This is a genomic window from Pseudomonas sp. CIP-10, assembly GCF_020911845.1.
GTDB classification, from domain to species: domain Bacteria; phylum Pseudomonadota; class Gammaproteobacteria; order Pseudomonadales; family Pseudomonadaceae; genus Aquipseudomonas; species Aquipseudomonas alloputida.
Genome location: NZ_CP087160.1, coordinates 4,710,136 through 4,722,714, shown reverse-complemented (window position 1 = coordinate 4,722,714; position 12,579 = coordinate 4,710,136). Strand labels below are relative to the sequence as shown.

Here is a 12,579-nt window from a genome sequence, read left to right as displayed (position 1 = left end):
TCGATGACCCAGAAGATCATCCGCGTCGGTAACATCGAAATCGCCAACGACAAGCCTTTCGTCCTGTTCGGCGGCATGAATGTTCTGGAGTCCCGTGACCTGGCGATGAAGGTCTGCGAAGAGTACGTGCGGGTTACCGAGAAGCTCGGTATCCCGTATGTGTTCAAGGCCAGCTTCGACAAGGCCAACCGTTCGTCGGTAACGTCCTACCGTGGCCCTGGCATGGAAGAGGGGCTGAAGATCTTCGAAGAGATCAAGCGCACCTTCAACGTGCCAGTGATCACCGACGTGCACGAGCCTTACCAGGCCGAGCCCGTCGCCAAGGTATGCGACATCATCCAGTTGCCGGCTTTCCTGTCGCGGCAGACTGACCTGGTGGTGGCCATGGCCAAGACCGGCGTGGTGATCAACATCAAGAAGGCTCAGTTCCTCGCACCTCAGGAAATGAAACACATCCTGGCCAAGTGCGAAGAAGCCGGTAACGACCAGTTGATACTCTGCGAGCGTGGTTCGAGCTTCGGCTACAACAACCTGGTGGTCGACATGCTGGGCTTCGGCATCATGAAGCAGTTCGACTACCCGGTGTTCTTCGACGTGACCCACGCCCTGCAGATGCCGGGTGGCCGCGCCGATTCCGCCGGCGGCCGTCGTGCCCAGGTCACTGACCTGGCCAAGGCCGGCATGAGCCAGGGCCTGGCCGGGCTTTTCCTCGAAGCCCACCCCGATCCGGACAACGCCAAGTGCGATGGCCCATGCGCCTTGCGCCTGGATAAACTGGAGCCGTTCCTGGTCCAGCTCAAGCAATTGGACGACCTGGTGAAAAGTTTTCCGACGGTAGAAACCGCGTAAAGCTCATTTCTCGGGTAAAGTACCGCCCGATCCACCCCTGACCAGTCGGTCAGGGGCTCCCTTCATCAGGCCTGCCCAAAGCAAGTTCGCCTGGTGAACGGCAAGAATTTCCTAAGCTAAGTTGTTTTCGTCAAATTCTGGAGTGCTTACAACAATGGCAAAAATCGTCGACATCAAAGGTCGTGAAGTTCTCGATTCGCGTGGCAACCCCACTGTGGAAGCCGATGTACTGCTCGACAACGGCATCATCGGCAGCGCTTGCGCGCCGTCCGGTGCTTCTACCGGCTCGCGCGAAGCGCTGGAGCTGCGTGATGGCGACAAGAGCCGTTACCTGGGCAAGGGCGTGCTGAAGGCCGTCGCCAACATCAACGGCCCGATCCGTGACCTGCTGCTGGGCAAGGATCCTTCCGACCAGAAGGCGCTGGACCGCGCCATGATTGAACTGGACGGTACCGAGAACAAGGCCAAGCTGGGCGCCAACGCCATCCTGGCTGTTTCCCTGGCTGCCGCCAAAGCTGCTGCCCAGGACCAGGACCTGCCGCTGTACGCGCACATCGCCAACCTGAACGGCACCCCGGGCCAGTACTCGATGCCGGTTCCGATGATGAACATCATCAACGGTGGCGAGCACGCCGACAACAACGTCGACATCCAGGAGTTCATGGTTCAGCCGGTTGGCGCCAAGACCTTCTCTGACGGCCTGCGCATGGGTACCGAAATCTTCCACCACCTCAAGGCCGTCCTGAAGGCCCGTGGCCTGAACACCGCCGTAGGTGATGAAGGTGGTTTCGCCCCGAACCTGGCATCCAACGAAGACGCCCTGGGCGCCATCGCTGAAGCTGTCGAAAAAGCCGGCTACAAGCTGGGCACCGACGTGACCCTGGCTCTGGACTGCGCGGCTTCTGAATTCTACGAAGACGGCAAGTACAACCTGTCCGGCGAAGGCAAGTCGTTCGACGCCGAAGGCTTCGCCGACTACCTGAAAGGCCTGACCGAGCGTTTCCCGATCATTTCGATCGAAGACGGCCTGGACGAGTCCGACTGGGCTGGCTGGAAAATCCTCACTGACAAGATCGGTGAAAAAGTCCAGCTGGTCGGTGACGACCTGTTCGTGACCAACACCAAGATCCTCAAGGAAGGCATCGAGAAAGGCATCGGTAACTCGATCCTGATCAAGTTCAACCAGATCGGCTCGCTGACCGAAACCCTGGAAGCCATCCAGATGGCCAAGGCTGCTGGTTACACTGCAGTGATCTCGCACCGTTCCGGTGAAACCGAAGACTCGACCATTGCCGACCTGGCTGTGGGTACTGCTGCTGGCCAGATCAAGACCGGCTCGCTGTGCCGTTCCGACCGCGTTTCCAAGTACAACCAGCTGCTGCGCATCGAAGAGCAACTGGGCGCCAAAGCGGTTTACCGCGGTCGTGCCGAGTTTCGCGGCTAAGCAAGAGATGGTAAAAAGGCAGCAGTCGAAGTTGTAGGAACGTTCGTACTGAACTTTCCTACGTACTAACGGGTTTCTGTCGACGAAGCCTGGCCTCGGCCAGGCTTCGTGCTATTGGAGGCCCCGAAGTAAAAACGCGGCAGCCTTTTTAACCTGGATAACGTGATGCGCAGTCCCTATTGGTTGTTCCTCGTTCTGCTCTTGCTGTTGGGTGGCCTGCAGTACCGCCTGTGGGTGGGTAACGGCAGCCTGGCGCAAGTGACCGAACTGAAGCAGCAGATTGCCGATCAGCATGCCGAAAACGAGCGCTTGCTCGAGCGTAATCGTGTGCTCGATGCTGAAGTGCTAGAGCTGAAAAAAGGCATGGAGACCGTTGAAGAACGGGCCCGCCACGAATTGGGGATGGTCAAAGAGGGCGAAACCCTCTTCCAGTTGCCACAGAAATGATCGATACCTTGCCGGCCTTCTGGGCCGTGATTCCTGCGGCGGGTGTAGGTGCCCGCATGGCTGCCGACCGCCCCAAGCAATACCTGGAGCTGGCTGGGCAGACCCTTCTCGAGCACAGCCTCGACTGTTTTCTTGGCCACCCGGCGCTTAAGGGCGTGGTGGTCAGCATTGCCGAAGATGACCCGTACTGGCCTGGCCTGCGCTACGCCAGCGACCCACGCATCCAGTGCGCGGCGGGCGGGCGTGAACGCGCTGACTCGGTGCTTAACGCCTTGTTGGCGCTGCATGCCCAGGGGGCGGGGGACAGCGACTGGGTGCTGGTGCACGATGCTGCGCGGCCGAACCTGGCACGCAGCGACCTGGACAAGCTGTTGTCGGAGCTGGCGGACGACCCGGTGGGTGGCCTGCTGGCGGTGCCGGCGCGCGATACCCTCAAGCGTGCCGACAGCCATGGCCGGGTGAGTGCTACCGTGGACCGCAGCACGATCTGGCAGGCGTACACACCGCAGATGTTCCGCCTGGGAGCGTTGCACCGGGCGCTGGCTGAGTGCCTGGTGTCGGATGTGGTGGTGACCGATGAAGCCTCGGCCATCGAATGGTCCGGTCAGGCGCCGCGGCTGGTGGAAGGGCGCAGTGACAACATAAAGGTAACCCGGCCCGAAGATCTCGAATGGTTGCGCCAGCGCTGGGCGGGTAAACGCTGAGCGTTCTACTGGGGCGGCCAATTTCCACCCGGCGTTCACCGTTGGCGCCGCCGCCGTATTCGCGGGTAAACCCGCTCCTACATACGCATCGGTGGTTGGGCACAGGCCGTCGTAGGCGCGGGGTTGCCCGCGAAAGGGCCGGGCCTGCTGGCCAATCTTCACCCGCCGTTCACCGTTGACGCCGCCACCGTATTCGCGGGTAAACCCGCTCCTACATACGCATCGGTGGTTGGGCACAGGCCGCCGTAGGAGCGGGTTCACCCGCGAAAGGGCCGGGCCTGCGGGCCAATTTCCACTCGCCGTTCACCGTTGGCGCCGCCGCCGTATTCGCGGGTAAACCCGCTCCTACATACGCATCGGTGGTTGGGCACAGGCCGTCGTAGGCGCGGGTTCACCCGCGAAGATGCCAGTACATGCAGCACATCCCGTCAGCCGAAACGATACTCCGGCAACCCCGCCAACCCCTCCTTCAGGTAATCCACCAGCCGCCGTACCTTCGGCGACAGGTGCCTCTGCTGCGGATACAGCGCCCACACCGCCGTATTCGGCGGTTGGTGCGCCTCCAGCAGCGACACCAGCGCACCACTGTTCAGGTGTTCCAGCACGTAGTAATCCGGCAACTGGCACAACCCGATCCCTTGCAGCGCCGCATCCAGCACTGCCTGGCCACTGTTGCAGCGCCAGTTACCCTGTACCCGCTGGCTGATCTCACGGCCATCCTGCTGTAGCGCCCACAAGTCCGAACTCCCCACCAGACAATTGTGCCGCGCCAGCTCCGACAGGCTGTGTGGCCGGCCATAGCGCTCAAGATAGGCCGGCGAGGCGCACAGGTACATGCGCCTTGGCGCCAGGCGGGTAGCCACCAAGCGAGAGTCGGCCAGGCGGCCCAGGCGGATGGCCAGGTCCATGCCTTCATGCAGCAGGTCGAGGGTGTGGTTGCTCAGCTCCACATCCACGCGCAGCTGCGGGTACAGCGCCATGAATCGCGTCACCAACGGCACGATGAAGCGCTCGCCGTAGGCCACGGCGCACGTCATGCGCAACAAGCCCTTGGGTTCGCTGGCCAGGTCGCCCATGGCGCGCAGCGCTTCCTCGCGGCCATCCTGCAAGCGTTGGCAATGCTGCAGGAAGGTCTGCCCGGCTTCGCTGAGGGTTACCCGGCGGGTACTGCGATACAGCAGGCGCGTTTGCAGGCGGTCCTCCAGCCGGGCGATCTGCCGGCTGATGTGCGATGAGGAAACCCCCAGGCGTTCGGCGGCGGCAGTGAACTGGCCCGATTCGGCCACGGCGACAAATTCGTCGATGCCTTCCCATCGGCTGCTCATCGATTATCCCTGTATGGCAATAATGTTTTGTCTTTGGCCTGATTATTAATCAAATGGCGCTGAATTACACTGCAAGACTGAATCGATCCACTGTCTGGAGACCTTTGATGATCAAGTCCCGTGCTGCCGTTGCCTTCGAAGCCAAGAAACCCCTGGAAATCGTCGAAGTCGACGTGGCCATGCCAAAAGCCGGTGAAGTGCTGCTGCGCGTGGTCGCCAGCGGTGTCTGCCACACCGATGCCTATACCCTGTCCGGTGCTGACCCGGAAGGGATCTTCCCATCGATCCTCGGCCACGAAGGCGGTGCCATCGTCGAAGCGGTGGGCGAGGGGGTGACCTCGGTCGCCGTGGGTGACCACGTCATCCCGCTGTACACCCCAGAATGCGGCAAGTGCAAGTTCTGCCTCTCGGGCAAGACCAACCTGTGCCAGGCCATCCGCGCCACCCAGGGCAAGGGCCTGATGCCGGACGGCACCACGCGCTTCTCGTACAAGGGCCAGCAACTGTTCCACTACATGGGCACCTCGACGTTCTCCGAATACACCGTGCTGCCGGAAATTTCCGTGGCCAAGATCCAGAAAGAAGCACCACTGGAAAAGGTCTGCCTGCTGGGCTGCGGCGTCACCACCGGTATCGGCGCGGTACTCAACACTGCCAAGGTCAAGCCAGGTGATACCGTGGCCATCTTCGGCCTCGGTGGCATCGGCCTGTCGGCCGTGATCGGTGCGGTCAAGGCCAAGGCCTCGCGTATCATCGCCATCGACATCAACCCGGCCAAGTTCGAAATCGCCCGCCAACTGGGTGCCACTGATTGCATCAACCCGAAAGACTACGATCGCCCGATCCAGGAAGTGATCGTCGACCTCACCGATGGTGGCGTGGACTTCTCCTTCGAGTGCATCGGCAACGTTCAGCTGATGCGCGCCGCCCTGGAATGCTGCCACAAGGGCTGGGGTGAGTCGGTGATCATCGGTGTGGCCGGTGCCGGCCAGGAAATTTCCACGCGTCCGTTCCAGCTGGTTACCGGTCGGGTCTGGCGTGGTTCGGCGTTCGGCGGGGTGCGTGGCCGCAGCGAACTGCCGAGCTACGTGGAAATGTCCGAGAAAGGCGAGATCCCGCTGGACACCTTCATCACCCACACGATGGGGCTGGAAGACATCAACAAGGCCTTCGACCTGATGCATGAAGGCAAGAGCATCCGTAGCGTGATCCACTTCTGAGGTCTGCCATGAGCCTGGATAACATCTCCTGCCAGAAGAGCTTCGGCGGCTGGCACAAGCGTTACCGGCATCATTCCAAGGTGCTGGGTTGCGATATGGTGTTCGCCGTGTACCTGCCACCGCAGGCCGAGCAGGGCGAAAAGCTGCCGGTGCTTTACTGGCTCAGCGGCCTCACCTGCACCGACGAGAACTTCATGCAGAAGGCCGGCGCCCAGCGTCTGGCCGCCGAGCTGGGGCTGATCATCGTTGCCCCCGATACCAGCCCGCGTGGCGAGCAGGTGCCGGGCGATCCGGACGGCGCCTGGGACTTCGGCCTGGGTGCTGGCTTCTACCTCAACGCCACCCAGCAACCCTGGGCCCAGCACTACCGCATGCACGACTATGTGGTGGAGGAGTTGCCAGCCCTGATCGAGGCCCACTTCCCGGCGTCGGGCGAGCGCAGCATCAGCGGCCACTCCATGGGTGGGCATGGCGCGTTGGTGTGCGCCTTGCGCAATCCGGGGCGCTACCGCTCGGTGTCGGCATTCTCGCCAATCAGCAATCCGATGGATTGTCCGTGGGGCGAGAAAGCCTTCAGCCGCTACCTGGGTGAAGACCGTGGGCGCTGGCGTGAGTGGGATGCCAGCGTGCTGCTGGCCGAAACCCCGGCAGGCCAATGCCCGCCGTTGCTGGTGGATCAGGGCGACCGTGACGACTTCCTCGAGAAGCAACTCAAGCCTGAAGCGCTGGAGCAGGCGGCACGCAAAGGTGGCCATGCAATGACCCTGCGTATGCAGCCGGGTTATGACCATAGCTACTACTTCATTGCCAGCTTCATCGAGGAGCACCTGCGCCATCATGCGGTGGCACTGGGGCGGGTGTAACACCCTGGTCCAAAAGCCGCCAAACCCGCAGCAAAGCAGGTAGAATCACGCCCTGACTCATTCAGGGCGTTTTTTTTATGCGTATTGGCCACGGCTACGATGTGCACCGTTTCTGCGACGGTGATTTCATTACCCTGGGCGGGGTGCGTATCCCCCACAAATACGGCCTGTTGGCCCATTCTGACGGTGATGTGCTGTTGCACGCCCTGAGCGATGCCTTGCTTGGCGCTGCGGCGCTGGGCGACATCGGCAAGCACTTCCCTGACACTGACCCGCAGTTCAAGGGTGCTGACAGCCGCGCGCTGCTGCGCCATGTGGTCGGCATCGTCAAGGCCAAGGGCTGGAAGGTCGGCAACGTTGACGCCACCATCGTCGCCCAGGCACCGAAAATGGCCCCACACATCGAAACCATGCGCCAGCTGATCGCCGAAGACCTGCAGGTCGAGCTCGACCAGGTCAATGTCAAGGCCACCACCACAGAGAAGCTTGGTTTTACCGGCCGCGAGGAGGGCATTGCCGTGCATTCGGTCGCCCTGCTGCTGCCAGCATGACCGAACTGGAATTGCTGGGCCCGCGCGCATCGGGCGAACCCCTGGGCACCGCCGTCCTCAAAGCGGTTGCCGAAGACTTTCAGGTTGACGAAGTTCTGGATATACCGCTCTCCGGCCAAGGCGAGCACCTGTGGCTGTGGGTCGAGAAGCGTGACCTGAACACTGAAGAAGCCGCCCGGCGCCTTGCCCGCGCCGCTGGCGTGCCGGTGCGCAGCATCAGCTACGCCGGCCTGAAGGACCGCCAGGCGCTGACCCGCCAGTGGTTCAGCCTGCACCTGCCGGGCAAGGCCGACCCGGATCTGTCGCGTGCCGAGGATGCCAGCCTGCGTGTGCTCAAACAGGTGCGTCACCAGCGCAAACTGCAGCGCGGCGCGCATTCGGCCAACGGGTTCACCTTGCGCCTGACCGCCCTGGCTGCCGATCACCAGGCGGTGGATGCGCGCCTGGAGCAGCTCAGGCAGCAAGGTGTGCCCAACTACTTCGGCACCCAGCGCTTTGGGCACGGGGGTGGCAACGTCCACGACGCCCTCGATTGGGCCGCGCGCAAGGCTTTGCCTGAACAGCGCAACGTGCGTTCGCGGCTGCTTTCGGCCGGGCGCAGCTACCTGTTCAATCAGTTGCTGGCTGCGCGTGTCGCTGACGGTAGCTGGGCCCGAGCCCAGGTCGGGGACCTGCTGGCGTTCACCGACAGCCGCAGTTTCTTCCCGGCGGGTGAGGCGGAATGTGCCGACCCGCGGCTGGCGATTCTCGACCTGCATCCAACCGGCCCGATGTGGGGGGAGGGCGCTTCACCTGCTGGCGGTGCGCCTGCCCAGCTGGAAAACGCTATCGGCGCACGTCAGCCGGCACTTTGCCAGTGGCTGGCCCAGGCGGGCATGGATCACGAACGGCGAATTCTGCGGCTCCCTATTGGCGGCCTGACGTGGCATTATCCCGAGCCTGATATCCTGCAACTGGAATTCGTCCTGCCGGCCGGATGCTTCGCCACCGTGGTGGTGCGTGAAGTCGTGGATCTGGTGTCGGCAGGGCAGACGGACAGCCCATGCGTATTCTGATTTCGAATGACGACGGTGTTACCGCACCTGGCATCGCCGCGCTGCACGCTGCGCTGGTGGATTATGCCGAGTGCGCGGTGATCGCCCCGGATCAAGACAAGAGCGGCGCCAGCAGTTCGCTGACGCTGGACCGGCCACTGCATCCGCAGACCCTGGCCAATGGCTTCATCAGCCTCAACGGCACGCCGACCGACTGCGTGCACCTGGGGCTCAATGGGCTGTTGCCACAGACGCCGGACATGGTCGTGTCGGGGATCAACCTCGGTGCCAACCTGGGCGATGACGTGCTGTATTCGGGAACGGTCGCTGCGGCGCTCGAAGGCCGCTTCCTCGGCGGTACCTCGCTGGCGTTCTCGCTGTTGTCGCGCCAGCCGGACAACCTGCCGACTGCGGCCTATATCGCCCGTCGTCTGGTCGAGGCACAGTCGCGCCTGGTGTTGCCGCCACGCACTGTACTCAACGTCAATATTCCCAACTTGCCACTGGAGCACATCCGTGGCATCCAGCTCACCCGTCTCGGTCACCGCGCGCGGGCGGCGGCGCCCACCAAGGTGGTCAACCCGCGTGGCAAGGAAGGCTACTGGATTGCCGTGGCCGGTGATGCCGAGGACGGCGGCCCGGGCACCGACTTCCACGCGGTGATGCAAGGCTACGTATCGATTACCCCATTGCAGCTCGACCGCACCTTCAATGATGCCTTCGAGCAGCTCGATGGATGGCTGGAGGGCCTGCTCTGATGCGCGAGGACGATATGCTGCGGCGTGGCATCGGCATGACCTCTCAGCGTACCCGGGAGCGGCTGATACAGCGCTTGTGCGAAGAGGGGGTTTCGAACACCAAGGTGCTCGACGTGATCCGTCGTACGCCGCGCCACCTGTTCGTCGACGAGGCGCTGGCGCATCGAGCATACGAAGACACCGCGCTGCCGATCGGCCACAACCAGACCATCTCCCAGCCGTTCATGGTTGCTCACATGAGCGAGCTGTTGCTCGAGGCCGGGCCGCTGGACAAGGTGCTGGAGATTGGCACCGGTTCGGGCTACCAGACGGCGATCCTGGCTCAGCTGGTCGAGCGGGTGTTTTCGGTAGAGCGCATCAAGGTGCTGCAGGACCGGGCCAAAGAGCGCCTGGTGGAGCTTAACCTGCGCAACGTGGTATTCCGCTGGGGTGACGGTTGTGAGGGGTGGCCGGCGCTTGCGCCGTACAACGGCATCATCGTCACCGCCGTGGCGCCGGAAGTGCCACAGGCACTGCTCGACCAACTGGCACCCGGTGGACGCATGGTCATTCCGGTAGGGCCGGCCGGCGAAACGCAGCAACTGATGCTGATCGTGCGCGAGGAGCATGGATTCTCCCGTCGCGTACTGGGGGCTGTGCGCTTCGTGCCGCTGCTCAATGGGCCTCTGGCCTGAGGCCTGTTGATCTGAGCTGTGCAGGCATGAGGCGCGGTGTATTTTTGTGCCGGTGGCGAATTCTTGTCGCTTCGCCCTGTCTATCAGGCGGTGCGAAGCGCTAACGCACAGCGTGCACCGGGGTTTTATGCCCGTCTTTTGAACCCGTCTGCCATTACCGGCTGGCTTGGTTATAATTGCAACAATATTGCATTTCTTGTCTTCATATCGATTTTCGGCACCATGAGGGGAGCGCGGGTGGGTCACACAGTCATTCGGCAGCGCAAGGACGGGTCGGGTTTCAAGCTTCTGGTGATTGCATTGGCCATGGGCACGCTTCTGGTGGGTTGCTCAAGCACCAGCAGCAACAGCGCGCGGGTGGTCGACCGCAACAACACCGTGCCCAAGCGCCCGGCGGTGACTTCTGGGCAATACATCGTCAAGCCAGGCGACACCCTGTTCTCCATCGCCTTCCGTTATGGCTGGGACTACAAGGAGCTGGCTGCACGCAACGGCATTCAGGCGCCTTATACCATCCGCCCGGGCCAAGCGATTCGTTTCAGCAGCGGTTCCAGCAGCCGCACCACGGTGGTGTCCAGCCCGTCCTCGTCAAGCCGCACCACGGTCACGCGGCGGCCTGTGGGCAGCACTGCCACGGCGCCTGCCAGCACCAGCAAACCGGCCACGTCGGCGCCTTCCGCCCCTGCCCCTGTGGTCGCTACCGTACCAGCCGCAGAGCGCGCGGTAGGTGGTTGGACCTGGCCTGCCAATGGCGTGCTGATTGGAAAATTTGCTTCAAACGGTAGTTTGAATAAAGGCATTGATATCGCCGGTGATTTGGGACAGCCTGTTTTTGCTGCGTCTGATGGTGCGGTGGTTTATGCCGGGAGTGGTTTGAGGGGCTACGGCGAGCTGATCATCATCAAGCACAGCGACACCTACGTCAGTGCCTACGGTCATAACCGCAGGCTGTTGGTTCGGGAGGGGCAGCAGGTCAAGGCAGGGCAGTCGATTGCTGAAATGGGGTCTACGGGCACAGATCGGGTGAAGCTGCATTTCGAGATTCGCCGCCAGGGCAAACCCGTCGATCCACTCCAGTTCCTGCCACGTCGTTGACCGTTGTACCCGGCCTGTTCCTGTGATGTAGAGGGGACAGGCTCAAGCGCTGCCAGGGAGAAAGGTGCCGCTCGAGTCTGAGTTCGAACTCAGCAAAGGATTATAACAATGGCTCTCAGTAAAGAAGTGCCGGAGTTTGACATCGACGATGACGTCCTCCTGATGGAGACGGGTATCGTTTTGGAAACGGATGTGGTGTCAGACGAACCTGCTGTATCTTCGGTTCGGACGAGGGCCAAATCGGGCTCTTCGCTCAAGCAACACAAGTACATCGATTACAGCAGGGCGCTCGATGCCACCCAGCTGTATCTCAACGAGATTGGTTTCTCGCCGCTGCTTTCGCCGGAAGAAGAAGTGCATTTTGCGCGCTTGTCGCAAAAGGGTGACCCTGCCGGCCGCAAGCGCATGATCGAAAGCAACCTGCGCCTGGTTGTCAAAATTGCCCGTCGTTACGTGAACCGTGGCCTGTCGCTGCTCGACCTGATCGAAGAGGGCAACCTGGGGCTGATCCGTGCGGTCGAAAAGTTCGACCCGGAGCGTGGTTTCCGTTTTTCGACCTACGCGACCTGGTGGATTCGCCAGACCATCGAACGGGCGATCATGAACCAGACTCGCACCATTCGCCTGCCGATCCATGTGGTCAAGGAACTGAACGTCTACCTGCGCGCCGCGCGCGAGCTGACGCAGAAACTCGACCACGAGCCCTCGCCGGAAGAAATCGCCACCTTGCTGGAAAAGCCGGTCGCCGAGGTCAAGCGTATGCTCGGCCTGAACGAACGGGTGTCTTCGGTAGACGTGTCGCTTGGCCCGGATTCGGACAAGACGCTGCTCGATACCCTGACCGACGACCGCCCGACGGACCCGTGCGAACTGCTGCAGGATGACGACCTGTCGCAGAGCATAGACCAGTGGCTGGGTGAGTTGACCGACAAGCAGCGCGAGGTGGTGGTGCGTCGCTTCGGCCTGCGAGGGCATGAAAGCAGTACCCTCGAAGATGTTGGCCTGGAGATTGGCCTGACCCGGGAACGGGTGCGGCAGATTCAGGTAGAAGGGCTGAAGCGTTTGCGTGAGATCCTTGAAAAGAATGGTCTGTCCAGCGAGTCATTGTTCCAGTAGCTAGCGCTGTAACAAAAACGCCCCGATGATCTCGGGGCGTTTTTGTTTGTGGCGAAAAGCGAGGTTCCCTTTCAGATTGCCGGGGCGCATGGCGCCCAGACGCTACCTGGCAAGACACCTATCAAATGTGTACCGCGCTACCCCAGTAACATCGCGTGTAAGCCTTTACTTACTCGTTGTGTAAGCTTTCCATGCAACCTTCAGTAAATCAAAGTCGTTTCCAAAGGCTGAATTTTTACAACCCATTGAAAAGCATGGTTTATTCACCGGTGAGTAAATGTGTCCGCGGAAATACCTTGCAAGCTCCATCGCTTGCTCGCCTGGCTGAACCCGCTAGTATTCGAACTGTGCACAGGGACATGCACAGGCTTTCAGGATGAAGGCCAGGGACATCGCAAGAAGCGATTTCATCAGGATGATGTTTGGGACAAGCAGGGACTACGGAAAAAAATGTGGGCGGGTCAAACCGCCCCTTTTTTTGCCCGTAGGAAAACAAAAA

General features: G+C 61.6%; 13 protein-coding genes. 12 read left to right on the top strand and 1 reads right to left on the bottom strand.

Features of this window, described 5'->3' with window-relative positions; genetic code table 11:
• The first annotated feature begins 3 nt into the window (after positions 1-3).
• The 4 genes from kdsA (at position 4) to ispD (ending at position 3,444) form a co-directional block, all read left to right on the top strand.
• Entirely contained in the window at positions 4-849 is an 846-nt protein-coding gene (gene kdsA / locus LMH93_RS21315; protein ID WP_003252332.1) for a 3-deoxy-8-phosphooctulonate synthase, read from the top strand.
• A gap of 154 nt (positions 850-1,003) precedes the next feature.
• The gene (gene eno / locus LMH93_RS21310) at positions 1,004-2,293 is read left to right on the top strand and encodes a phosphopyruvate hydratase (RefSeq protein ID WP_003252333.1); all 1,290 of its coding nucleotides are present in this window, start codon (positions 1,004-1,006) and stop codon (positions 2,291-2,293) included.
• A 165-nt stretch (positions 2,294-2,458) separates the two neighbouring features.
• Positions 2,459-2,740 (top strand): cell division protein FtsB, encoded by a 282-nt coding sequence (gene ftsB / locus LMH93_RS21305; protein WP_004576849.1) that lies wholly within the window; start codon positions 2,459-2,461, stop codon positions 2,738-2,740.
• Positions 2,737-3,444, top strand: a complete 708-nt coding sequence (ispD, locus tag LMH93_RS21300) for a 2-C-methyl-D-erythritol 4-phosphate cytidylyltransferase (protein WP_004576850.1) — start codon at positions 2,737-2,739, stop codon at positions 3,442-3,444. The genes ftsB and ispD overlap by 4 nt, the downstream gene beginning before the upstream one ends.
• A gap of 428 nt (positions 3,445-3,872) precedes the next feature.
• Here the strand turns inward: ispD and LMH93_RS21295 are convergent, their stop codons facing one another.
• Positions 3,873-4,769 carry a LysR substrate-binding domain-containing protein gene (locus LMH93_RS21295; RefSeq protein WP_003252336.1) on the bottom strand — a complete coding sequence of 299 codons (897 nt, stop codon included), beginning with the start codon at positions 4,767-4,769 and terminating at the stop codon, positions 3,873-3,875.
• A gap of 107 nt (positions 4,770-4,876) precedes the next feature.
• Here LMH93_RS21295 and LMH93_RS21290 point away from each other — a divergent pair, with 107 nt between their 5' ends.
• The 8 genes from LMH93_RS21290 (at position 4,877) to rpoS (ending at position 12,080) form a co-directional block, all read left to right on the top strand.
• Positions 4,877-5,989 (top strand): S-(hydroxymethyl)glutathione dehydrogenase/class III alcohol dehydrogenase, encoded by a 1,113-nt coding sequence (locus tag LMH93_RS21290; RefSeq protein ID WP_003252338.1) that lies wholly within the window; start codon positions 4,877-4,879, stop codon positions 5,987-5,989.
• A gap of 8 nt (positions 5,990-5,997) precedes the next feature.
• Positions 5,998-6,852 (top strand): S-formylglutathione hydrolase, encoded by an 855-nt coding sequence (fghA, locus tag LMH93_RS21285; RefSeq protein ID WP_003252340.1) that lies wholly within the window; start codon positions 5,998-6,000, stop codon positions 6,850-6,852.
• A gap of 77 nt (positions 6,853-6,929) precedes the next feature.
• Complete coding sequence (ispF, locus tag LMH93_RS21280) at positions 6,930-7,403, top strand: 2-C-methyl-D-erythritol 2,4-cyclodiphosphate synthase (RefSeq protein WP_003252342.1); 474 nt, start codon at positions 6,930-6,932, stop codon at positions 7,401-7,403.
• Entirely contained in the window at positions 7,400-8,458 is a 1,059-nt protein-coding gene (truD, locus tag LMH93_RS21275; protein WP_004574838.1) for a tRNA pseudouridine(13) synthase TruD, read from the top strand. Before ispF ends, truD begins: the two co-directional genes overlap by 4 nt.
• Positions 8,446-9,195 carry a 5'/3'-nucleotidase SurE gene (surE, locus tag LMH93_RS21270; RefSeq protein ID WP_003252346.1) on the top strand — a complete coding sequence of 250 codons (750 nt, stop codon included), beginning with the start codon at positions 8,446-8,448 and terminating at the stop codon, positions 9,193-9,195. Before truD ends, surE begins: the two co-directional genes overlap by 13 nt.
• A gap of 35 nt (positions 9,196-9,230) precedes the next feature.
• On the top strand, positions 9,231-9,869 hold the full coding sequence (locus LMH93_RS21265; protein WP_015269209.1) for a protein-L-isoaspartate(D-aspartate) O-methyltransferase: 639 nt from the start codon (positions 9,231-9,233) through the stop codon (positions 9,867-9,869).
• Positions 9,870-10,106: 237 nt separating this feature from the next.
• Complete coding sequence (locus tag LMH93_RS21260) at positions 10,107-10,964, top strand: peptidoglycan DD-metalloendopeptidase family protein (RefSeq protein ID WP_003252350.1); 858 nt, start codon at positions 10,107-10,109, stop codon at positions 10,962-10,964.
• 108 nt (positions 10,965-11,072) lie between these two features.
• Positions 11,073-12,080: an RNA polymerase sigma factor RpoS gene (gene rpoS, locus LMH93_RS21255; RefSeq protein WP_003252351.1), complete on the top strand. Its 1,008-nt coding sequence runs from the start codon at positions 11,073-11,075 to the stop codon at positions 12,078-12,080.
• The last annotated feature ends 499 nt before the right edge of the window (positions 12,081-12,579 follow it).